Source organism: Methanotorris igneus Kol 5 (assembly GCF_000214415.1).
GTDB lineage: Archaea > AGJL01 > Methanococci > Methanococcales > Methanococcaceae > Methanotorris > Methanotorris igneus.
Map to the genome: position 1 here is coordinate 921,612 of NC_015562.1, position 24,066 is coordinate 945,677.

The window sequence follows — 24,066 nt, forward strand, 5'->3', positions numbered from 1 at the left end:
GGTGAGATGATGAAATTTTTCAACAGAGAAAAAGAAATAAAAGAAATCCTAAGCATTTTAGAAGATGAGCCAAATAACATTTATTTTATCTTTGGTTCTATAAACAGTGGTAAAACTACTTTAATAAAACACATCATAGAGAATAAACTCAACAGAGATAAATATGTAGTTTTTTACATAAACCTTAGAGAACATTTTATTTCAAGATATGAAGATTTTATTGAAGTTTTATTCAATACTTATGAAGAATCATTTATTGAAAAAATTAAAAGATACTTTCTAAGCTTTATTAAAGATTTACCTAATAATATCGACATTAACTCAACAATATTAACCGGAATTCCAATCCCAAAAAATCTCATAAATGAATTTTTATCAAAAAAAAATTCTGAAAATGTCTTTAAGTATTTAACTAAAATTTTTGAAGATGTTAAGAGGAAAGGCAAACAGCCAATCTTAATTATAGATGAATTACAAAAAATAGGAGATTTAAAAATAAACGGATTTTTAATCTATGAATTATTTAATTTCTTCATTGATTTAACAAAAGAAAAGCATATATGCCATGTTTTATGTTTAAGTTCAGACAGTTTATTCATTGAGAAGGTTTATGATGAAGCGATGCTTAGGGATAGAGTAGATTATATCTTAGTTGATGACTTTGATGAAGAGACGGCATTAAAATTCATTAATTTCTATGCAAAAGAAAAAAATATCAAACTTGATAAAAAAGAAAAAGAACTTATTTATTCTTATGTTGGTGGAAAACCAATCCTAATTATAAAAGTTATAAACAAAATGAAAATAAAAAATCTCAGTGATATACTAGATGAACTATTAAAAGTTGAAATTTCAAAATTAGAAAACCTTTTGGAAGATATTAAAGAAGGCAACTACAATGTTAATTATGAAGAAGTTATTGAATCATTAAAATTATTTAAAAATACTTACTCAATCCCAAAAAGCAAAATAAAAAAAGATATTAGAAATTTACTAATAAAAAAGAATTATTTATTCTTAAATCCAGTAAATAATGAAATAAAACCCCAAAGTTTCTTAATTTGGAATGCAATAAAAGAATTTTATAAATAAATCAATAAAAATCTTATAGTTTAATACCAACAACCTTACTCAATCCATTCTCACATGAAACTTTTAGAAAAAGTTTCATCAAAAAATATACAATATCATCCCACTACACCCAACCTCCAAAGTCATAACCTAATCCCTACAACCTTACTCAATCCATTCTCCATACAAACCCCATACAAAGTATCTGCTCTACTAACCATCTGCTCTCTATGGGAAATGACGATAAATTGAGTTGTTTTTGATGCATTTTTAATCATATCCCCAATTAATGCAGCATTTTTTGTATCCAATGCGGCATCAACCTCATCCAATACATAAAATGGGGATGGATTTAGTTCTTGTATTGCAAATAAGAACGCTAAAGCAGTTAATGACTTCTCTCCCCCGCTCATAACATCCAAACTCTGCAACTTCTTGCCCTTTGGTGATGCATCTATTAAAAGCCCGCCTTCAAATGGATTCTCTTCATTCTCCAAACTCAACTTTCCAGTTCCACCAATTTCTTTGTATATCTTCTCAAAGTTTTTCGCTACCTTCTCAAACACTTCCATAAATACCTCTTTCTTCCTCTTTTCCACTTCCTCCATTAATTGCAGATACTTTTTCTCATCCCTCTCATATTCTTTCCTCTTCTCAATCAACTCGTTATACCTTTCAAAAACAAAATTATAGTCCTCAATAGCCCTCATATTCACTGGTTCTAATTTTTTAATCTCAGTTTCAAGGTTTGCCTGATGTCTTTCAAGTTCATCAATATCCAGCATTATCAACTTCTCACTAACCTCCACCTTTTCGCAGAGATAGAGTTTCCTCTCCTCTTCCTCTAACTTTGCCTCATATTTTGCCTTATCAACCAACAAATCCCCAATTTTATTTTCAATTTCCTTAATTTTATTTAAAAGTTCATTTTTTTGTTTGTAGAGATTTTTTATCTCATTTTCATACACTTCCTTTTTCTCATTCAACTCTTTCAAGTTTTTGGTTAATTCTTCATACTTCTCTTTCTTTTTCTTTAAAATTTCTGTATTCTTCTCTATGTTTGATTTGTAAAACTCAATATTCTTGCTTAAAATTTCCTTCTTCTCATTCAATTCCTTTATTCTTTCATTTAACTCATTAATTTTTGGGATTAAAACATCTTTAACAAGTGTCAAACCTTTCTCTATCTCATTTTGCATCTTGTTTTTTATTTTGGTTAATTTTTCTATCTCAGCATCAATTTCCTTAATCCTTGTAATGTGTTGTTGATTTTCAAAGGATTTAAGTTCATTCAAAATATTCTCTCTTTGGGACATCAAATTGTCTATTCTCTTTTCCAAATTCCCTATTTTATAAAGAAGTTCTTCTTTTTCATCATTTAGTTCCTCCAACTCCTCAGCAATCTTTTTATTTTCTAATTCAAGTTCCTTTATTTTTAAATTGTTGTTTTTTATTGTCTCTTCTTTCTTTAACTCATCTTCTCTAATAATTCTTAATTTACTCTCCAACTCTGCCTTTCTTGATGAGTAGTAGGATATTTTGTTGTTTAATTCCTCGATGTTTCTTTTTATCTCCTTTAATTTATCTTCAACCTTCATTATTTCATCGGTAAGTTGCTCTAACTTTGAAAGGTCAACATCAACCTTAATTCTTGATTTCCTTTTAACACTTCCCCCAACCATGGCCCCAGATGGTTCTATAACATCCCCCTCTAATGTAACAAACCTCACTCTCCTGTATTTTTTTGATAATTCCTTCGCAACATCCAAATTTTCAACAATTATTGTATTTCCAAACACATAGTTAAAGACATTCCTATATTTTTCATCAAACTCCACCAAATCAATTGCTCTCCCAACGACACCATCCTCATAAACGTAATCTGCCTCCCTTCCCTCAATTCTATCCAATGGTAAAAATGTGGCCCTTCCAAGGTTCTTCTTCTTTAAATATTCAATTGCCCTTGCCCCATCTTCCATTCTCTTAATAACAATAAAATTCAACCTATTCCCTGCTGCTATCTCTATTGCTATTTGATATTCTGGTTTTGTCTTTCCTAAGTTACCAACAATATCAATAACTCCTGGAAGATTTGCATTTAAGATTTCCTTTATTGTTCTATCTAAATGTATATCCTCCATTTCTTTCAATGCCTTTACTCTTGCGTTTTCCTTTACATACTCTGAGTGAAGTTCATCTAATTTATTTTGATAAACCTTCTTTTCCTCCTCCAATTTCTGCAACTGCTTTTTTGAAAATTCAAGTTCAACAGCTACATCCTCAAGTTCTTTATATAAAGTCCTTGTATCTTCCTTTTTATTTGCTAAAATTTCTAATTCCTTCTTTAATTTTTCAATGGTTTCGTTATTGTTTTTTAATGCATAAGATTTTTTGTTTATTTCCCCCTCTATTTTATTCAACTCTTCCCTCAACTTGTAGAGTTCATTTTGGGCTTTTGCAATCTCCTCTGAGATTTCACTCTCTTTTTTCTTCAATGCCTCTATAATATCTTCGCTTTCTTTAATCTTTGATTTTAAATCTTCCCTTTCCCTTTCCAAATTACCTATTTTTTCCTGAATTTCTTTAATTTCTTTTTCTTTTTCCATTATTTCTTTTCTTATATTCACTATTTTGTTATGAGTTTCCTTTACCTCATTATCCTTCTCCTCAATGTTTTTTTCTATATTAGTAAGTTCATTTATAGTTCTATTTAGTGCTTTTCTGTCATTTTCAATGCTAATTTCTAATTCTTTTATGGATTTGTGGAGTTCTATGACCTCTTCATTACCCTTCTCTTGCAGTTCGTTGATTATGTTATTTAGTTTGTTTTTTAACTCTGCTATTTGGTTGTCTATCTCATCGACATCCTCTTGAAACTCTTCCTTTAATTCATTTAATTTTTCAATTTCATTTTTTATCTCATCCAAAACTACATTCAAGAAATCTATTCTTTTGGATATTAGAGCATATTTTGTCATCTTTAGTTCTTCATTTAATGCAATATATTTTTCTGCGTCCTCCTTTTCTTTCTTCAATTTCTCAAGATTGCTTTTTACCTCATTTATCCTAATATCTATTTTTTCAATATATTCTCTTGCCTTTTCCAATTCTGCCTTTGCTTTTTCCTTTTTCTCATCAAACTCTGCAATACCACTAATCTCATCAATAATCTTCCTTCTCTCTATTGGGGACATACTTATTATCTTTAACAAATCCCCCTGCAATATGATGTTGGGTCCATCTGGTTTAAGACCAATCCTTCCAATAATATCCAATAGTTCAGATTTCTTTATTCTCTTTCTTTTTTCTTTAGTTGTTATTTTCCCATCTTTTTCCTCAACTTCCTCCCAAATTAAATAATAAGCACTATCTCCATCAAGAGTAACCTTTCTTGAAATCCCCACCTTATCTGAATCTACCGGCAATGCCCTATCGCTGTTGTCAAAGTATAAAGTTACCTCCGCAAATTTCTCCCTCTTTCCATTGTGATAAGTAATTAATTCATTAAACCTCCCAGCCCTTAAAGTTTTAGCAGAGGATTTTCCCAAAACAAAACAAATAGCATCAACAATATTTGATTTTCCACTGCCATTTGGCCCCACTATTGCTGTAAATCCCATTGGAATTTTTAATTTTGCATTCTTAAATGATTTGAAGTTTTTTAAATGTAACTCAGATAACACTGTCATAACATTCACCACTGTTTTTATGTGGAAATTTTAACAAAAATAAAAATAAAAACATAACTACTTTATAAAATCATCTAAAAGTTTTTGTGAGGAAATTGTTCCTATTTTTTCCACATTATCCAATTTTTTTGGTCTTTTTCTTAATGCATCCCTAACTGCCTCTCTAATAACCCAAACCCCCAAAGGAACAGAATATTCCTCATTAACTACCCTCTTCACGATAACTTTTGCCTGTCTTCTCATCTCATCTAACTTCTCCAAAACCGCCAATCTTGCTGCATAATATGCCCCACCGGTGTTTTTTGCATAGGTTTTCCTCTCCTTAATTTCATAATCAGATACAGTTATTGGCTTATTTGTTGGATTCCAAACGCATTTGTTGTATATCTCTATTAACTCAAATGCCCACGCTGAAGGAAGGAAATAAATCCTAAACTCATTCCCCAAATAGGATGTTTCAAACATAAGTGGCTCTTCCAGTATCTTATACTCCCTAATCTTTTTTATCAGATATTTTCCAATCATGTCATCAACAGCCGTTATGGCCCACCTTGTTGGGACAAGTTTTTTCTTTCTTCCCAAGATTCCAGCAGAGAACAACCTTGATGCATAAATCTCATCAAACTTCTCATATATCCTCAAAACACCCTCAAAAGAGTAATCATCCGCAACCTTATCAACTATCTTTGGTATTTTTGGGTTATCATAGGATATTCTCTTCAACTCCCCATAAGGCCCCATTGGTGGCAAGTTATCAACAAAACTAAGAGATAATTTTGGTTTTTTGTAAAATTCCACTTCTGTATCTACTCCCTCCTTACTCATTGCCAATTCCTGCAGTTTTTCAATGATCGTGGTTCTTTTATTCACATTTGCAGCAACTGAAGGAGAAAGAAGATTTATCCTTATTTTAATAATCTCCGCTAAATTATAACCAAACAAATGCTCAACGTCTTTTGGAATATCTGTTATTAATGGAGAGATTTTGACGTTCGGATATCCCCATCTACCAACAAAAAACGACACGTTACTACCAAAAAAATCCATATCAACATTTGGGAGATTTTCCAATAAATCACTACATTTAAATTTTTTGTTTATTTTTTGAAGTATTGGACAAAAAGGTCTTCCACAATAACCCCTCGCTTTGCAGATTATACACCTCAATATATCCCCCAACATAAATACATTTAAATTTATGGATTAATGTGTCTAAAATAAAATATAAATAATGGTGCTCCGACCGGGATTTGAACCCGGGTCGCGGGCTCGAAAGGCCCGCATGATTGGCCGGACTACACCATCGGAGCATAAGAGAAGGTTTGCATGGCGGACCCGGTGGGATTTGAACCCACGACCCCCGGCTTAGAAGGCCGGTGCCCTATCCAGGCTAGGCTACGGGTCCTCATCGCTTTCCATTGAAGGCATACAATACCATGCACTTTCTCATATATATACTTTTCGTTTCAAACCTTAAAATATTACAAAAATATATTTTCAACATCTAAAATACAAAAATAATGGCTAAAAATTTAAGAGGAAAATGCCTCTTACACTTTATCTAAAAAATAGAAAAGTTTAATGTTATTTTCAAAAAATAGCAACTAAAAAAGATTTTGGTATGTCTATTCATAGTTATTATCTATTATTCTTTCCTAATCCTCAAATATCTTTACTATCCTTCTATCCTTAACTTCCTGTTGTTTTGCCTTGTTGAAGTTGGAAACATTTTGCAAGTAACCAGTTATCCTACTAAATTTTGCAATATTCTCATTTCCACAATTTATGCACTTATCTCTTAATCCACCCATTGCCATCCTACATTTCTCACAAACACTCAAATTCTTCGTATATGCCCAGAATCCAATGTTTGTTTTCGTTATCTTTTTAGTTATGCTCATTAACACCTCTGGATCTGCTGCACTCTCAATATTCCACAAGTGCATTATATGCCCACCATTGCAGATAGGATGGAATCTTTCCTCTATCCTCAACTTCTCTCCAAGAGTTATTGGAGCATCAACCCTAACATGAGAGGAATTTGAGTAGTAGAGTGAATCAATATCACTCAAGTCTCCATTAACAACGGTCTTTGCCTCCTCCCTATAATACTTCATGTCCAACCTTGCAAATCTTCCCGCTGTTGACTCGGCAGGAGTTTGAGTTACAGACCATCTTAAACCAGTTTTTTCTTTTAAATCATCCGCATATTCTCTCATATATCTTATAACCCTCTCCCCAAACTTCAAAGCATCTTTTGATGTGTGGAGTTCTTCTCCTAAATGGTATTTAAGCATCTCGTTCAACCCAACAAATCCAAACGTCTTTGTTGTGTGGTCATATCTGTAGTACTCCTCCCCATCAAACTTTTGGGTTAAGAACGGCATAACTCCATCTTCATATAACCTCTCCATTGTGACCTTATGCTTAATTAACAATGCCTCTTTAACCAACTCCAACCTCTCACGCAAAATCTCAAATAATCTATCATCATCCCCTTTTGCCTCATAAGCAATTCTTGGTAAGTTTATTGTATACCATTGCATGTTTCCAGTTCTTAATGTATCAACCTCAGCATCCCCAGTCCAATCCCCACTTAACCTTGTCCTACAACCCATTGCGTTTGTGTTATTAACTTGCCAATCTGGAAGCATGTTTATAAAGTAAGGAGTTCCAAATTTCGCACATAATTGATGGATTTTTATCATTAATTCCTCATCTTCAAACGCATTTTCCCTCAATTTGAATATGGTGTTTGGGAATAAGAATGGTTTTCCTGTTGCATCCCCCTCCAACATCACATCTACCAATGCATGGACAATCATCTTTGCCTCTTCCTCATATTCCTCATAAGTTCCCCTTGTGGTTCCCGCAACTACTGCTTCCTTGTCTTTTAAAAATTCTGGAACTTCCAACTCAAGGTTTATACTACTAAATATAACTTGCCCTCCTCTTGCCACATACATCTGGTTTAATTCATAAACAAACATCTGCATTAACTGCTTTATTTTCTCATAGCTCAATCCCCTCACGTATGGAGCAAGCCAAATGTTGAATTCATCTATACTTTGCCCACCACTCATGTTAGTCTGTGCTGCCATCATTACCTTTGCAGCGTGTTGGATAGCAACTTCTGGATGTTTTGCAGGTTTTGAGACACTTGTATGTAACCCAGTTCCATCAACCCTCAACCCATACTTAAAGAACGGTCTCAAATCATGTTGCAAACAAACAGGCCTTACAGCAGCGTATTCTAAGTCGTGTAAGTGTATATCCCCCCTCATGTGAGCATCTGCTATATATCTTGGAAAAATTTTCATTAAGGCATATTGTTTCATCGTCTCGTCAGCAACCCATTTGTGAATACTCTCTGGGTTGTGCATTAAGTTTGCATTCTCTCTTGAACCACTTTTAATTAACTTGGTTATATCGTATATTGGAATACCCAACCTTGTATGTTTATGCCTAAGTTCCTCTAAACCATGCTCAATTAACTTAGCATTTACAATTTCTCTTATCATTGGGGCAGTCAAGTATTTTATCTCCAATTTTTTTACAATTTTTTCAACTTCATCTGCAATTTTTTTTGCTATCTCCACATCTGCACCTGTCTCTTTTATCAAAGCATCTACTATTTTCTGTTTGTTAAATGGCTCAAACTGTTTTTCGGATGTCCTCACTTTAAGGCAATTTTCATACTTGTAATTATCAGCAACGTCTTTATCAATTTCTTTTAATGCTTTATATACTAAATTTTTTAATTCCTTAGTTGATATTCCATTGTATATATTGTTGCAGATTTTTTCAATTACCAAATTCACTTTATCATAATCAAGCCCTGCATTCATTAGAGATTTTACCAGTTTATTTATGTTGAATCTCTCTTCTATTCCATTCCTTTTCACTACCATTACTTCTGGTTTTACGGATTTCGCGGATATCATTTAATCACCATTGAACTTATATAAAATAATAATGAACAATAAAATTTTATGAAATACATAATGATATTCATTCGAAATTCGTTAAGTTTTTTAATATTTAAATACGATTTCAAAACTCTTTATATACCAATATCAAAGGTTAGATTATACTATTGGACAAAAGTATAAATAATTTGTGATTTTTTTGCTTTTAAAAAAGGAATATGCCTTATATAAAGTATTTAAAGGTCTGTAATAAGTATTCCATCAATATGAAAAAATAAAAAAATCTATCAATCTATGGTTGTGTGCGTTAAAGTTTAGACAAAACCTCAATAAAATTTTTGGTTGATTTATATTTGTTTTAATTTTTAAGGGCTTATGAGAGTTTTAAAAATCTATTATGCACTTTTTATGGCAAAACCAAAGGTTTTGGTATATAAGTCAACTTTATACACCTCTTGGTTTTGTTTTTAGGTGACATCATCACACCCATCCATTTTATTACAAACGACTCAAATTACACCATTTATACCATATTAATATAATATCATTCATAATCATTGTAGTAATCTATATTTAAGTTGGGTATCAAAGCATATTTTCGATCAAATTATTACTCTCCATAATTTACAAAATATAGCTATTACCACCAAACTTTTTTAATTTTGAGTTTATATGCAATGATATTTGATGTTAAGTGAATTACTGGGGTAATTATACATATTGTTATTACCATATTCAATGGAATCGGTGAAAACGGATACGTAAAAAGTATAGCTCCAAAAACAAAGTTTAATTGGTCCAATATTGGCGCTGGATTACCCTGCTTTATTCCCAATCTCCTCTTTATAAAACTACCAACCATATCCCCAAAAAGTGCCCCAGAAGATAACAAAAACCCTAAAAAAGTATATTCAAATATATTCGAATAAAATACCATTGGAACGTTAACTATTTTTAAATTTAATATAACTCCCTGTAAAATTGCCGCTATAGTTCCACATAATACTCCAGAAAAAGTTCCTTTGAAGGTTACACCATCCCCTACTAACCTTCTTCCATCTATAAAATTTTTTCCTAAATCTAATGGTGTTCCTCCCCCAAATATACATGCAGTAGCATTTGCAATATATGCTGGCAAAATATACCAAAAAGACGTAAAAACTAACCCAATAATATCCATACAATCCCTCTTAACACTTTGTCTTTAAAGTTCATCTAAATCCTTTAAATTTTATTACAACTAAGTTTATATAAATTTACCTCAAACAAATAGCAAATTAAAATAACCATAAATTTAAATATATGGATTAATACTTCATTTAAAAAAATTGTGAGGGGGAGGGGGCAAAAAATAGATTGGGGGGAGGGGGATTTTGAGTAAATTCTCTTGGGGGGTATGAGGGGGGTGGGAATGGTATTAGGAGGCATGCCTCCAGCACGGTGTTATCAGCAGTGAGGTGGGGGGATGGGGGATGCTCTCACTGCTATCCCACACCGTGCCGCTATATCCATTAACATTTCTAATATATAAAATTTACGGTTAAACATCTTTGATTTAAATTAAATGTTATTTTACGCAAACCTAAAATTTATCATAAATTAATTTTTGGGACAATTAGAAGCTCCAAGTATATATAATAACCCTCATTAAAAAATTTAAGGATATACATTTTTATAATAAGGTGAGTGAATTTATAGAGTGTATTATGTCTATTTATCCATGGAGGTGAATTCATGAGTAGCCCCAGAGTTGGGGTATTCGTCTGCTACTGTGGTGCCAACATCAATGGTGTGGTAGATTGTGAGGCGGTAAAAGATTTTGCCGCCAAACTTGATGGGGTAGTTGTTGCAAAGACCTATCCATTTATGTGTGCAGATCCAGGTCAAAACCTCATTAAAGAGGCTATAAAAGAGTACAACTTAGATAGAGTCGTAGTTGCAGCATGTACTCCAAAAATCCACGAGCCAACATTTAGAACTTGTCTCGCAGAAGCAGGCTTGTCTCCATACTACTTAGAGTTTGTAAATATTAGAGAGCACGATTCATTTGTGCACATGAATGATAGAGAAGCAGCAACCAAAAAAGCTATGGAATTGGTTGCTGCTGGTGTAGAAAGAGCAAAAAGATTAGAAGACGTTCCACAAAAAACAGTTGAAGTTGATAAGAGCTGTTTGATTATAGGAGCTGGTATTGCTGGAATTCAGGCAGCTCTTGACTTAGGAGACCAAGGATACAAGGTATATCTTGTAGAGAAGGAGCCATCAATTGGAGGTAGAATGGCTCAACTTGCAAAGACATTCCCAACCGACGATTGTGCTCTGTGAATTTTGGCCCCTAAGATGGTAACTGTTGCGAACCACCCTAATGTTGAACTCATAACATACGCTGAAGTTAAAGACATCCAAGGATACATCGGTAACTTTGAAGTTACCATTGAGAAAAAACCAAGATACGTTGACGAAAATGTATGTACCGGATGTGGAGCATGTGCCGCGGTCTGTCCAATTGAAGTACCTAACGAATTCGACTTAGGATTAGGTACAAGAAAAGCCATATACGTGCCATTCCCACAAGCAGTACCATTAGTTTATACAATAGACAAAGAGCACTGTATTGACTGTGGTTTGTGTGAAAAAGCTTGTGGTCCAGGAGCAATAAGATACGACCAAAAACCAGAAGAAATCAAACTCAAAGTTGGTACAATTATCAATGCAATTGGATACGATGAGTTTGATGCAACACTTAAAGAAGAATACGGATATGGTGTCTACGACAACGTCATAACAACACTCGAATTAGAAAGAATGATTAACCCAGCAGGACCAACAGGAGGACACGAAATAAGACCAAGTGATGGTAAACATCCACACAGAACAGTATTCATTCAGTGTGTAGGTTCAAGAGACGCAAAAATAGGAAACCACTACTGTTCAAGAATCTGCTGTATGTTCGCATTGAAGAATGCTCAATTAATGAAACAACACGACCCAAACGCAGAAGTTTACATCTGTTACATGGACATCAGATCATTCGGTAAAGGATACGAAGAATACTACAGAAGAGCACAGGAACAATTCGGTGTCAAGTTCATAAGAGGAAGACCAGCATGTATCATAGAAGATCCAAAAACTAAGAACTTGATTGTAAGAGTTGAAGACACATTATTGGGAGAAATCCTCGAAATTGAAGCTGATTTAGTTGTATTATCATGTGGATTAGTTGCAAGAAAAGACACAAAGAAACTCGCAAAGATGCTTGGAATCGACGTTGGTCCAGATGGATTCTACAAAGAATTACACCCAAAACTTGCACCAGTTAACACAAAAGTTGACGGGGTAGCAATTGCAGGGGTTGCTCAAGGACCAAAAGACATTCCAGACACAGTAGCTCAGGCAAAAGGTGCAGCAAGTGCAGTAGCAATCCCAATGGCACAGGGACAATTTAAGATTGAAATGATAAGGGCAACAGTAAACGAAGAAGTCTGTGGTGGATGTAAAGTTTGTGCTCCAATGTGTCCATACAACGCTATAACCTACGTTGAGAAAGATGGGCACTTAGTTGCACAAGTTAACGACATCGCATGTAAGGGATGCGGTGCTTGTGCAGGAGCATGTCCAAGTGGAGCAATGCAGTTAAGATACTACAGAGACGAACAAATTATTGCTGCTATTGATGGATTGCTCGAGACACACAAAATGCTTGAGAAACAGTAAATAATTTAATTCTGCTTGTGGGAATGGCGCGGCACATGCTCCACTCGATACCGAGCTAACTAAACATCTAAATTCGCATAAATTAAATCTAAACAATAAATCAAACAATATCAAATTTCGATTCAAATAAATCCGTATGAGTTCAACATTAGGGTGGTTCAAGGTATAAACAGATGAGGCGCCATCCGAAGGCTCTGCCAGGATGGCGCTGATGGGGGCTATGTGGCCCTTGGGGGATTTACCTTTACCTTTATTTCATTAAGCTTCATTAGATCTTATAAAAAGAAAAAAAGGGATTATTATGAGTGAACCAATAATTGTAGCATTCGTTTGCTATCAATGAGGATACGGTGCAGCAGATTTAGCTGGAACAAGTAGAATGCAATACCCTGCCAGCGTCAGGCCTATAAGAATACCATGCACTGGTAAATTCGACATTACTTACGCCCTTAGGGCGTTCCAAAAAGGCGCTGACGCTGTCTTTGTTGCAGGGTGAAAACCACACGAGTGTGCATTCGAGACTGGAAACTTTAGGGCCGAAGAGAGGGTTAGGTTCACCAAAAAATTATTAGATGAATTAGGAATTGGTGGAGAAAGAATAGAAATGTACTTCATGACTGCAGCAGAAGCTGATAAATTCGTTGCTGCTGTAAATGAAATGACAGAAAGAGTTAAAAAATTAGGACCTAACCCTCTCAAGGCCCAATAAGGCTAAAAAAAGGGATGAGTTCCACAGGGAACCGATAAGGACCTGTGGAACAACCGCCCCTAAAGTGAGGGGTCAAGGCCTTTTTTATATGGCTACCTTCTTTTTATTGAAAATTTAAAAATTTTAAATTTCCAAAGGTGATGAAATGGCAGATAAAGTTAAGGTAGCAATGATACAATTATGTGGCTGTTCTGGGTGTCACATCTCATTGCTTGACTTGCATGACAAGTTATTAGAGGTTCTGCCAAACTTGGAGATCGTCTATGCTCCAATTGTCGCAGACCCAAAGGAAATTCCTGACGGGATAGATGTTGCGTTGTTAGAAGGAGGAGTTAGAAACGAGCACGATGAGCACCTTGTCCATGAATTTAGAGAGAAAGCAAAAATTGTAATTGCATGGGGAACTTGTGCTGCTTATGGTGGAATTCCTGGTTTAGGAAACTTATACACAAAAGAAGAATTGATAAACAGGGTTTATTCAACAGAATCAACTGACAACCCTGGAACAATCCCATCAGAAGAAATCCCACCATTGGAAGATTACGTAAAACCAATCCCAGATGTTATAAAAGTTGATTATATCATCCCAGGATGTCCTCCAACACCAGATATGATTGCAAGTGCAATTGTTGCATTATTGAATGGAGAAGAACCAAAATTCTCTACAAAAATTGTATGTGACGAATGTCCAAGGAAAAAAGAAAACGTATTCCCAGAGAAATTCAAAAGAACATTTGAAGGAAAACCAGATCCGGAAAAATGTTTATTTGAACAAGGTTACACCTGCTTAGGTATGGCTACAAGAGCAGGATGTGGAGCAAAGTGTCCAAATGCAGGTGTTCCATGTAGAGGATGTTATGGAAAAACAGATGCTGTATTGGATCAAGGAGCAGCGGCGGCAAACACATTTGCAAATGCTGGAGAGGCAGCATTGGAAATCCCAGACAAAGTTGCATTGTTGAACAGATTCAGTTTACCTGCTGCTTTAATTTCCAAGAAGATAAAATAAACACATAATCAAACACACAATCAAGAGTAAAAAATAACCAAATAAACCAAAATTAAGGATGGTGACCCTATGGGTAAGGTCGTAATTGAACCTTTAACCCGTCTCGAAGGACACGGAAAAGTAACAATTACCTTAGATGAGAATGGTAAGCCAAAGGATGTAAAATTGCACATAACTGCTTTAAGAGGATTTGAGCAGTTCGTTGTTGGAAGACCAGCAGAAGAGGTTCCAAGAATTGTTCCAAGAATCTGTGGGATTTGCCAAACAGCACACCATTTAGCAAGTGTTAAGGCAGTTGATGCTGCATGGGGCGTTGAAATTCCAAGTGCAGCAAAAAAAGTTAGAGAATTAATGCACTTAGGAAACATGATACACAGCCACGCATTGCACTTCTACTTCCTCGCAGCACCTGACTTTGTAGTTGGGCCTGATGCTGACCCAGCAATAAGAAACATTGTTGGAGTTATTGATAAAGCTCCAGAAGTTGCTAAAAAGGCAATTGCATTAAGGAAATTCGGACAAGCGTTAGTTGAAGCGACTGGTGGGAAAGCAATTCACCCAGTGACAGGAATTCCAGGAGGAGTTTCAAAGCCATTCAGTGAAGAGGACAGAGACGCATTCTTAAAAGAAATTGACACAATGATTGAGTATGCAAAAGATGGGGTTGAATTAATAAAATCCATCAACGAGCAGTACATGGAACAAATAAAAACACTCGGTGTAATTGATACATGGTATTTAGGTTTAGTAAATGATGGTAAACACGAATTCTACGATGGAACATTAAGATTCCTCTCACCAGATGGAAAAGAGAAAATGGAATTCCAACCAAGTGAATATTTAGATTACATTGGAGAGCATGTTGTATCCCACAGCTATGTAAAATACCCATACAACAAAAAAGTTGGATATCCAGAAGGACTTTATAGAGTTGGACCATTGGCAATGCTCAATGTATGTGACAGCATGAAAACACCATTAGCAGAAGAAGCAAGAAAAGAATTCTTAGACACGTTTGGATTCCCAGCAAACCAATCCTTAGCATACAATCATGCAAGATTAATTGAGCTTTTAGCTGCATGTGAAAGAGTTAAAGAATTGTTAAATGATAGCGAAATAACCTCAGAAGATGTCAAGGTAGAAGTTGAACCAAAAGCAGGAAACGGTGTTGGAGTAGTATATGCTCCAAGAGGTGTGTTAATCCACAACTACGAAACCGATGACAATGGAATTGTTGTTAAAGCAAACATGATTGTTGCTACAACACACAACGTTCCAACAATGGAAAAAGCAATTCAGCAGGCAGCAGAAGTAATATTTAAAGAATAAGTCTTTCCCAATTCTTAACCTTGAAAAATTTTAAAAATTTTAAAAATTAAAATTAACCCTACATTGGGGTGATGTGTGTGGTAGATGAGAAAAAATTAAACTTAATAGAGATGGTTTTAAGAGCATACGACCCTTGATACTCATGCGCAGCTCATATAATAGTTAAGGATGAAAAAGGAAACGTAATTTTAGAGATCGTTAAAGAAGAATAATCCCCTCAACCGAACCCATTTTTGGGAGGTTGTGGGGAAAACCCCTTCTATGCAGAAGGGGATTTTAAACGTTTTTTATCCATTTCAAAAATTTTAAAAATTAATGGGGGTTTTACGCTTGGGCGGTATAGAGATTCAGCAGGAAGCATGTCTTTTGTGTAATGCATGTAAAGAAGCATGCCCCACAAAGGCTATTGAAATAGCACCATTTATTACTTGCAAGATTTGCAAGTCATGTGTAGAGGCCTGTCCAACTGGAGCATTGTCCGACAAGGATGGTAGAATAACATACAACCCAACAAAATGTCTTAAATGTGGAGCATGTGCAAAGGCATGTCCAACAGGAATTAAAAAGGTTGATGATGAATTCCCATACTCAAAAGGACACTGTGTATTATGTGAGAAATGTGTTGATGTCTGTCCAATAGAAATCATCTCAATTCCAGGAAAAGTTGAGAAACCAAAGAAAGAAATTGTCATTCCACAAGAACCAATTGCAGTCACTGACGACTGCGTTGCATGTGGTGTCTGTGTAGATGTCTGTCCAGTAAATGCAATAGAAATTAAAGATAACAAAGCAGTTGTTGATGAAAGCAAGTGTATTTACTGTGGAATCTGTGCTCAAACATGTCCATGGAACGCAATATTTGTCGCTGGAAAATTACCAAACAAAAGAAAGAAAACCATCAAAACATTCACACTTGATACAGAAAAATGTATTGGATGTGCAAAGTGTGTTGATATTTGTCCAGGAAACATGATAAAGTTTGATGCAGAGAACCTAATTGTAAAACTTCCAAAAGCATGTCCAGCATGTGGTTTGTGTGAAGGAGTCTGTCCAGTAAATGCAATAACCTTAGAAGTTGAGTATGAGCCACCAAAACCAGCATACGATGAAGGGCTTGTGTGGGTTGAGGAAAACTGTAACTACTGCGGTTCATGTGCAATGAAGTGTCCAACAAGTGCTATAAGGGTAATTAACAAGAGAGGAATGGAACTTCCAACAAAGAGGAAAACAGAAGAGAAAGAGAAATTCAGAATGTGTGTAAGATGCGGAGCATGTACAGTGGCATGTCCAACAGGAGCGTTGAAGTTAGGTAAAATAACCATAGAAGGAAAAGAATACAACAGAATTGAATTCAGCCCTTCATTATGTAGTGAATGTGGAATTTGTGTTGATGTTTGTCCATACAACGTATTAGAATTAACTGGCGACGATGAGATGCCACTAAAAGGGTTCTGTGTAATGTGCTTGAAGTGTGTTGAAGCATGTAAGAAGATTAAGAGAAATGCACTTGTTGTTAAATAATTCATAAAGACACAAAATCTAAGAGAATGTCTCGCTACGTTCTTTAACTTAGGATGTGGGGAGTTCCGTTCTCCCCGAACGCTCCCTTGATGAAGTCCTCTGGACGGAACGGGAGAACTCCTCAAGGTGGTTGAATATAGTTAAAAATTATAGTTGTGTGCGCTAAGAGTTTAGGCGAAAACTCCTGCGGAGTTTTCGCTACTCGAACCTTCGGTTCGATGAACATAACTTCAATAAATTTATGGGGCATTAAACATTTAATTTCAAAATTTAAAGGAGGAAAAATGGCCACTTAAAAAATTAATGGCAAAACCCAAAGAGTTTTGCCGTATTATACTTAAGCCACCTTGAGGAGAGAACGGAGGAACGGTAACCAGATAACATATTTTAATAACCCAAATTAGACAAACTAATACCACAAGTATTATAAGTTGCTTTAAGTTCTCTTTATATTGATATAATTTTTTGATATATATTTGGTATATTATATAAAACTAAAACAACTAAAAGTGTGATGAATATGGTAGAAGTCGTTAAGAATGTCGTGTGTCCATTTTGTGGGACACTCTGTGATGACTTAGAAATCCTCGTTGAAGATGGACACATTGTAGGAACAAGACATGCATGCAGAATTGGAAACGCAAAATTTATGCACTTTGAAGGTGCAGTGAGATACACAGAGCCATTAATGAGAGAAAATAAAAAAGATGAATTCAAAAAAGTTGACTACGAAACTGCAATTGAAGAAACCGCAAGGTTGTTGGTTGAAGCAAAATTGCCTTTAATTTATGGATTCTCTGCTACAGAATGTCATGCACACCAATATGCGGTAAAATTGGCTGAGAAAGTTAGTGCAATTATTGACAACACTGCGAGTGTTTGACACGGGCCTTCAATTCTTGGATTGCAGGACGTAGGATACCCGGTTTGTACCTGTGGAGAAGTCAAAAACAGAGCTGATGTAATTATCTACTGGGCTTCAAACCCAATGCACGCACACCCAAGACATATGAGTAGATACGGAGTATTCCCAAGAGGGTTTTTCAGAGAGAGAGGAAGAAAAGACAGAACATTAATTGTCGTTGACCCAAGAAAGACAGATACTGCAAAATTAGCAGATATTCACTTGCAAGTTGAACAGCATAAGGACTACGAGTTAATCAGTGCAATGAGGGCAGCATTGAAAGGGTTTGAGTTGCAAGTTGATGAAGTCGCAGGAATTCCAGTAGAGTTGATTTATGAGGCAGTTGATATTTGTAAGAATGCTCAATTTGGACAGCTTTTCTTTGGTATGGGAGTCACAATGACAAAAGGAAAACACAGAAATATCGACAATGCTATCCAATTGATTATTGACCTAAATGCCTACACAAAATTCGGATTAATGCCAATGAGAGGGCACTACAACGTAAATGGGTTCAACCAAGTATTAACTTGGGTAACAGGTTATCCATTTGGTGTTGACTTCTCAAGAGGTTACCCAAGATTCAACCCAGGAGAAACATGTGCAAACGATGTCTTGCAAAGAGGAGAAACTGACATGATGCTCAACATCGCTTCAGACCCAGGAGCACACTTCCCACAAAAGGCAGTCCAACACATGGCAAGAATCCCATTGGTCTGTATTGACCCACACGAAACACCAACAACACATTTGGCAAACATCATCATACCTCCAGCAATTGCTGGAGTTGAAGTTGAAGGAACTGCCTATAGAATGGACGGAGTCCCAATTGAGTTAAAAAAAGTTGTTGAACCACCAGAAGGTCTCTTACCAGACAGAGAAATCTTAAAAATGTTAATTAAGAAGGTTGACGAAATGAAATAAATCAAACAACCTCTATATTGGTTTATTACAAATTCCCTAAAACATGCCCCCACAAACCGGGTATCCTACGTCCTGCCCCTAACACGCCTGTGGCTTTGAGGGGGAACCCGTTATGGGACCCCTCAAAATTTATTTTTTGTTTTTTTGTTTTTTTATTATTTTCTTAATTGTTTTCATTTTCTTATTATTTTTAGGAGAATACAACGGTAGTTTTGAATATTCAAATTTACCTACTAAAACTTTTTTAATAAGTTTAATCATAAGGAGTTAGGAATTTAAAATCTCTGCGATTGGTGAAAGCTATGGAAATAATTCCTGTTTTAGATATTATGAGAGGTTTAGCAGTCCATGGAAAAAGTGGAAAAAGAGAGGAATACAAACCCCTAAAATCCGTTTTATGTAACTCTTCCAATCCAATAGAAATAGCAGAAAAATATAAAGAAAATGGAGCAGAAACCGTATATATTGCTGATTTAGATGCTATAATGGAAAAAGGAAATAACTTTGAGATAATTAGAGAAATAGACATGAACAAAATCGTAGATGCGGGAGTTAGGGATAAAGATGATTTACAAAATGTTTTAAAAATTTGCGATAAGGCAATTATTGGAACAGAAACATTAAGAGATTTGAATTTATTAAAAGAAAAGGATATTATTTTAAGTTTAGATTTTAAAGATGGAAAATTGCTAAACTATGATTTAGATATGATTTTGAGTTATGTTGATGAAAAAACACCGCTAATAATATTAGATATCTCTTCAGTTGGAACCCAAAGGGGAATAAATGTTGAATTGATAAAAGATGTTATAAACAAAGTAAATAACCCAATCTATATTGGTGGTGGGATTAGAGATGAAGAAGATGTAAAAATTGCTTATAATTTAGGAGTTAATGGGATTTTAATAGCCACTGCCATCCATAAAGGTATTTTAAATTTGAGGGAGTTAATTGAAAAGTATGGCAATTAATGTAAATTTATAGCTATTCTGCAATTAAATGACAGTTATTTCTCTTCAAATTTAAAATAATGGCATTTTCTAAAAGTTTCGAGGAGATAACATGAGTTCAATGAGAAGGATTGATATTATAAGAATATTGATGAAGCATGTAAAGGATGAGTTAGTTATAAGCAATATAGGATTTCCAAGCAAGGAGTTGTATCATGTTAAAGATAGAGATAGAAATTTCTACATGCTCGGCTCAATGGGATTGGCTTCATCAATTGGTTTGGGATTGGCTTTATCCACAAATGAGAAGGTTGTTGTAATTGATGGAGATGGTTCAGTTTTGATGAACATGGGTTCTTTATCCACAATTGGCTATATGAAACCAAATAATTTAATTCTCGTTATTGTTGATAATAGTGCTTATGGTTCAACTGGAAATCAACCAACGCACACAACAAACACGGATTTGGAAAAGGTTGCTAAGGCATGTGGTATTGATGCTGTGACTGTAGAAACTGAGGAGGAATTGGAGGAGGTTTTTAAAAAAGCATTAAAGGAGAATAAATTAAAGGTTATCATTGCAAAGGCAATTCCATATAATGAGAAGGTTAAGGACATTGACATTCCACCAGTGGTTATAAAGTATAGGTTTATGAAGAGTTTTATTAAAAACTAAAATATAACATAACTAAAATACGTAGGAAAATTTTAATGAACCAATATACCTCAAAATTGCAAAAAATAATTTAATTTGGTGGTTTTATGTATATACTAAAAGTCGCTTATGATGGAAGATATTCCTTCCAATCTCAACCACACAGAAACACTGTTGTTGATGTTTTAATGGATGCCTTAAAAGAATGTGGTTATTTAAAGGAAGAGAAGGTCATATTCAGTGGGGGAAGGACAGATAAGGGTGTCTCTGCCTTAGGAAATTTTGTTGTTGTTGAGTTAAACAAAGAGCCGATTTTATCATTCATATATTCAAAATTGAGAGGGAAAGGCATTTGGGTTTTGGGATATAGGGAGATAGATGAGATTCCAAAGGTAGAGTTTAGGCATTATAGGTATATTTTGCCAGATGAGGGCTATAATATTGAATTAATGAGAGAGGCATCCAAAAAATTGATAGGAACACATTCCTTCCACAATTTATCAAAAAAAGATAGGAGTAAAGAAAGAAGTCCAATAAGAACAATTTATGATATCAAAATAGATGCAAATGAGTACTTCATAACTATTGACGTTATCGGAGAGAGTTTTTTATGGAATATGGTTAGGAAAATAGTCACTGCCTTATCCTATGTGGGAAGTGAAAAAAAGCCAGTTGATTGGATTGATAAACTTTTAGATACACATTATAAGGAAGGCGTTCCTCCAGCACCAGCAGAGGGACTTATTTTAATAGAGGCAAAGGTTAATGTTGAATATATATACGATAATTATGTTTTGAGGAGGTTTAGAGAAGAATGGGAAGAGGAATATGGAAAGAGTATAATGAAATTGGGTATTTGTAAGAGTATGTTAAATTTTTTAAATAAACCCAAAAATTCTAAATAAGATTAATACAAATCAGCTAATGTGTGATATCATGTATTACATCTCAGCAATAGGAGTGGATATATCCTCGCAACGTCGCGTCGTTGCATCCCGCACTAATACCTCCTCGCTATGCTCGGAGGTATAAAATTCTTTCTTTAATGAAGTAAATAAGTGTGATATCATGTATTACATCTCAGCAATAGGAGTGGATATATCTTCAAATGATGTCTCAACGAATCCAAAGGTAAATGAAAAAATAGACTATGAGATAAAAAAGGAACTTCCAAAAATTGGGGTTAAGGCAGCATTAACAAATATCACTGGTGACGATATTGTTATAACTTCCTTTGTTCCAGAGAATTTAATTGAGGAGACAAACAAAATAATCATTGATATATTAAAAAAACATGCTGAAGGTTTTAATGATTTAAACGGCATCTCAGATAACCCAGAGGATGCGGGTGAGGGGATTTCTTACGCTATTGCAAAGGCCGGCTCTAAATACGGAGATGCATTGATTGTTTCATTTGACACTTATGGGGGAGAAGATATCGTTAATGAGATGGCGTTGTTTGTGGAGGAAATCGGAAAAAAGTTTGGATATGACGCCTCTTCATCTGTCTCAAATAAACCAAAGAAAATTCATGGAGTGGGGTATGTTGGGGTTTCGACAGATGATCCCGTTGTGGTTATAACTTTTAAAGAACTTAAAGAACTTCCAAAATTGGCTGGAATGATATTTGGGGGGTTATTAGGGTTTGATAGGGTCTATTTTGTAAGGAAGGGAACACCAACAAATATTCTTCCACCCGGGGTTATATACACAATGTCTGCATTTTTAAATGGGAATGTTATCGACTTGTATGATGGAATAAAGAGGAGATTTAACATATAGTCGTTCTGCGAATGAGGATCCTAAATCATTACTCCAAATTTCAATCTTAGGTTTTTTAACAAACATCTAATTTAAAATTTAAGTATGTTAAAGGTCATTTAATTGCAGAATGACTATAATTGACTCTAAACAGAGTGTTATTTAAGCAAAAAAATAAAATGAAGGGAAAAATATGGACTATCAATTTGCATTATTGGCACTCACGTCCCTATTTGCAATAATTAATCCAGTTGGATTAGTTCCAGTATTTATGGCTATAACAGCCCAATATACGCATGAAGAAAGATTGAGGATTATAAAGAAAACCACCATAGCAACACTCATAATACTTATTTCTTTTGCATTGTTGGGGAAATATATTTTGTTGTTTTTTGGAATATCTATCCAAGCATTTAGAATAGCCGGGGGGATATTACTATTTACCATCTCAATGGACATGCTTCATGGGAAAATTTCAAGGGTTAGACATTCAAAAACAGAACAAGAAATTGCATCAGAATTAGAGGATATAGCAATCATTCCACTTGCAATGCCACTATTGGCAGGGCCAGGAGCTATAACATCAGTTATTGTCTTAATGACAAAGGCAAGTAGTTATGATGATAAATTGGCAGTTATCTTAGCAATATTAACATGTGTCCTCTCAACTTACGCAATTTTAAAATCAGCAGAAAAAATAGAAGATAAACTTAGCCCAATAGGAATCAAAATAATGACAAGAATGATGGGGTTAATGTTGGCAGCCATATCAGTCCAAATGATATTAGATGGTATTAAGGATGTGTTCTTTTAAAGTTAAAAATTAGTTATCCCTCCTTAAATAAACCGTCTGCGTTGGGAATGCCATTTCAATACCTTCTTTTTCAAATTCTTCTTTTATTTTAAGATTTATTTCATTTAAGGCATTTAAATAGTAATCAAACCCTAAATTTTTTATAAAATACTCAACTCTCAAATTTAAACTCCAATCACCATATTCAACAAAATGTATTCTTATTGGTTCAACAACTGCAGGGTGATTTTTTAAAATATCCTTTAAAATTTCTTCTGCTTTTTTAATTTTATCTGCTGGAGTATCGTAAGTTATACCTATAGTAGTCAAAACTCTCCTCTTCCTCATTGCTGAAAAGTTCTCTATAACATTTGTTGAGAGTGAGGCATTTGGGATGGTGATTAAAGAGTCTCCAAAAGTTCTTATCCTCGTGCTTCTAATCCCTATTTCCTCTACAATTCCCTCATAGTCAGAAACCTTAATCCAATCTCCAATTGTGAATGGCTTATCAACAATAATCAAAATTCCAGCAATTAAGTTCTCTAAAGTATCCTTTGATGCCAATGCCACGGCCAAACCACCAATACCTAAACCAGCCAACAGTGTTGTAACATCATACCCCAAATTATCCAAGATAACTACAAATCCAAACACTACAATCAATATCTTCAAAAATTTCCTGAGTGGGGGAATTAACTGGTCATCAAGTTTGCTCTCTGTTTTTTCTGTTAATGGAACAACATACTCAAGAATGAAATCGTCAACAAACTTAATTAAAAACAATATTACACAAAGCGTAACCGCTACAACAACCCCCTCATTTATGAGGATTGAAATGTTTTCAGGAAGTTCTAAAAAACTAAACCCTATCCAAATCCCAGATATCACCGCCAAGATTACCAATGGTTCATCTATGGCATACAAGAATATATCATCCAACTTTGTTTTGGTTCTACTAACCATTGCTTTTATGTAGTTTTTAATTACGTAATGCAATACTCTACCAAGAAATATCCCAAATAAAATACTTAAAATGCATAAAAGGTAATTTTTTAGAGGATTTCCAAAATAAACAGCATTTAGTATTTCCATATTCATCCCCATTTTT

At 34.7% G+C, this 24,066-nt stretch carries 18 protein-coding genes and 2 tRNA genes; 13 read left to right on the forward strand and 7 right to left on the reverse strand.

The window, feature by feature from the left end; genetic code table 11:
• Nucleotides 1–9: 9 nt before the first annotated feature.
• Nucleotides 10–1,092, forward strand: a complete 1,083-nt coding sequence (locus tag METIG_RS04570) for an ATP-binding protein (protein ID WP_013799066.1) — start codon at nt 10–12, stop codon at nt 1,090–1,092.
• Nucleotides 1,093–1,214: 122 nt separating this feature from the next.
• On the opposite strand, the gene smc is transcribed toward METIG_RS04570, so the two are convergent.
• From smc to METIG_RS04600, 6 genes are all read right to left on the reverse strand, one after another.
• Complete coding sequence (gene smc, locus METIG_RS04575) at nt 1,215–4,760, reverse strand: chromosome segregation protein SMC (protein ID WP_013799067.1); 3,546 nt, start codon at nt 4,758–4,760, stop codon at nt 1,215–1,217.
• Between the two features lie 57 nt (nt 4,761–4,817).
• On the reverse strand, nt 4,818–5,927 hold the full coding sequence (locus tag METIG_RS04580; protein ID WP_157209546.1) for a hypothetical protein: 1,110 nt from the start codon (nt 5,925–5,927) through the stop codon (nt 4,818–4,820).
• A gap of 65 nt (nt 5,928–5,992) precedes the next feature.
• Nucleotides 5,993–6,070 (reverse strand) — tRNA-Glu (locus METIG_RS04585).
• Nucleotides 6,071–6,087: 17 nt separating this feature from the next.
• Nucleotides 6,088–6,165, reverse strand: a tRNA-Arg gene (locus tag METIG_RS04590).
• Between the two features lie 250 nt (nt 6,166–6,415).
• Complete coding sequence (gene nrdD, locus METIG_RS04595; protein WP_013799069.1) at nt 6,416–8,704, reverse strand: anaerobic ribonucleoside-triphosphate reductase; 2,289 nt, start codon at nt 8,702–8,704, stop codon at nt 6,416–6,418.
• 625 nt (nt 8,705–9,329) lie between these two features.
• The gene (locus METIG_RS04600; RefSeq protein ID WP_013799070.1) at nt 9,330–9,869 is read right to left on the reverse strand and encodes a CDP-2,3-bis-(O-geranylgeranyl)-sn-glycerol synthase; all 540 of its coding nucleotides are present in this window, start codon (nt 9,867–9,869) and stop codon (nt 9,330–9,332) included.
• Nucleotides 9,870–10,423: 554 nt separating this feature from the next.
• On the opposite strand from METIG_RS04600, the gene METIG_RS04605 reads away from it, so the two are divergent.
• The 12 genes from METIG_RS04605 (at nt 10,424) to METIG_RS04655 (ending at nt 22,979) form a co-directional block, all read left to right on the forward strand.
• Nucleotides 10,424–12,403 (forward strand): CoB--CoM heterodisulfide reductase iron-sulfur subunit A family protein, encoded by a 1,980-nt coding sequence (locus METIG_RS04605; RefSeq protein ID WP_013799071.1) that lies wholly within the window; start codon nt 10,424–10,426, stop codon nt 12,401–12,403.
• Nucleotides 12,404–12,704: 301 nt separating this feature from the next.
• The gene (gene vhuD / locus METIG_RS04610) at nt 12,705–13,112 is read left to right on the forward strand and encodes a F420-non-reducing hydrogenase iron-sulfur subunit VhuD (RefSeq protein ID WP_013799072.1); all 408 of its coding nucleotides are present in this window, start codon (nt 12,705–12,707) and stop codon (nt 13,110–13,112) included.
• A gap of 145 nt (nt 13,113–13,257) precedes the next feature.
• Nucleotides 13,258–14,121 (forward strand): F420-non-reducing hydrogenase subunit VhuG, encoded by an 864-nt coding sequence (gene vhuG / locus METIG_RS04615; protein ID WP_013799073.1) that lies wholly within the window; start codon nt 13,258–13,260, stop codon nt 14,119–14,121.
• Between the two features lie 69 nt (nt 14,122–14,190).
• On the forward strand, nt 14,191–15,450 hold the full coding sequence (gene vhuA, locus METIG_RS04620) for a F420-non-reducing hydrogenase Vhu subunit A (protein WP_013799074.1): 1,260 nt from the start codon (nt 14,191–14,193) through the stop codon (nt 15,448–15,450).
• Nucleotides 15,451–15,527: 77 nt separating this feature from the next.
• Nucleotides 15,528–15,662, forward strand: a complete 135-nt coding sequence (vhuU, locus tag METIG_RS09640) for a F420-non-reducing hydrogenase selenoprotein subunit VhuU (protein WP_083809490.1) — start codon at nt 15,528–15,530, stop codon at nt 15,660–15,662.
• A gap of 103 nt (nt 15,663–15,765) precedes the next feature.
• Nucleotides 15,766–16,971: a F420-non-reducing hydrogenase associated-polyferredoxin VhuB gene (vhuB, locus tag METIG_RS04625; protein ID WP_013799075.1), complete on the forward strand. Its 1,206-nt coding sequence runs from the start codon at nt 15,766–15,768 to the stop codon at nt 16,969–16,971.
• Nucleotides 16,972–17,491: 520 nt separating this feature from the next.
• Complete coding sequence (locus METIG_RS04630) at nt 17,492–18,799, forward strand: formylmethanofuran dehydrogenase subunit B (protein WP_013799076.1); 1,308 nt, start codon at nt 17,492–17,494, stop codon at nt 18,797–18,799.
• 302 nt (nt 18,800–19,101) lie between these two features.
• Nucleotides 19,102–19,770: a HisA/HisF family protein gene (locus tag METIG_RS04635; RefSeq protein ID WP_013799077.1), complete on the forward strand. Its 669-nt coding sequence runs from the start codon at nt 19,102–19,104 to the stop codon at nt 19,768–19,770.
• Between the two features lie 91 nt (nt 19,771–19,861).
• Nucleotides 19,862–20,425 (forward strand): sulfopyruvate decarboxylase subunit beta, encoded by a 564-nt coding sequence (gene comE / locus METIG_RS04640; RefSeq protein ID WP_013799078.1) that lies wholly within the window; start codon nt 19,862–19,864, stop codon nt 20,423–20,425.
• A gap of 86 nt (nt 20,426–20,511) precedes the next feature.
• Entirely contained in the window at nt 20,512–21,309 is a 798-nt protein-coding gene (gene truA / locus METIG_RS04645) for a tRNA pseudouridine(38-40) synthase TruA (protein WP_013799079.1), read from the forward strand.
• Nucleotides 21,310–21,472: 163 nt separating this feature from the next.
• On the forward strand, nt 21,473–22,186 hold the full coding sequence (locus METIG_RS04650) for a hypothetical protein (protein WP_013799080.1): 714 nt from the start codon (nt 21,473–21,475) through the stop codon (nt 22,184–22,186).
• A 172-nt stretch (nt 22,187–22,358) separates the two neighbouring features.
• Complete coding sequence (locus METIG_RS04655; protein ID WP_013799081.1) at nt 22,359–22,979, forward strand: MarC family protein; 621 nt, start codon at nt 22,359–22,361, stop codon at nt 22,977–22,979.
• A gap of 9 nt (nt 22,980–22,988) precedes the next feature.
• Here the strand turns inward: METIG_RS04655 and METIG_RS04660 are convergent, their stop codons facing one another.
• Complete coding sequence (locus METIG_RS04660) at nt 22,989–24,050, reverse strand: mechanosensitive ion channel family protein (RefSeq protein ID WP_013799082.1); 1,062 nt, start codon at nt 24,048–24,050, stop codon at nt 22,989–22,991.
• Nucleotides 24,051–24,066 lie beyond the last annotated feature (16 nt).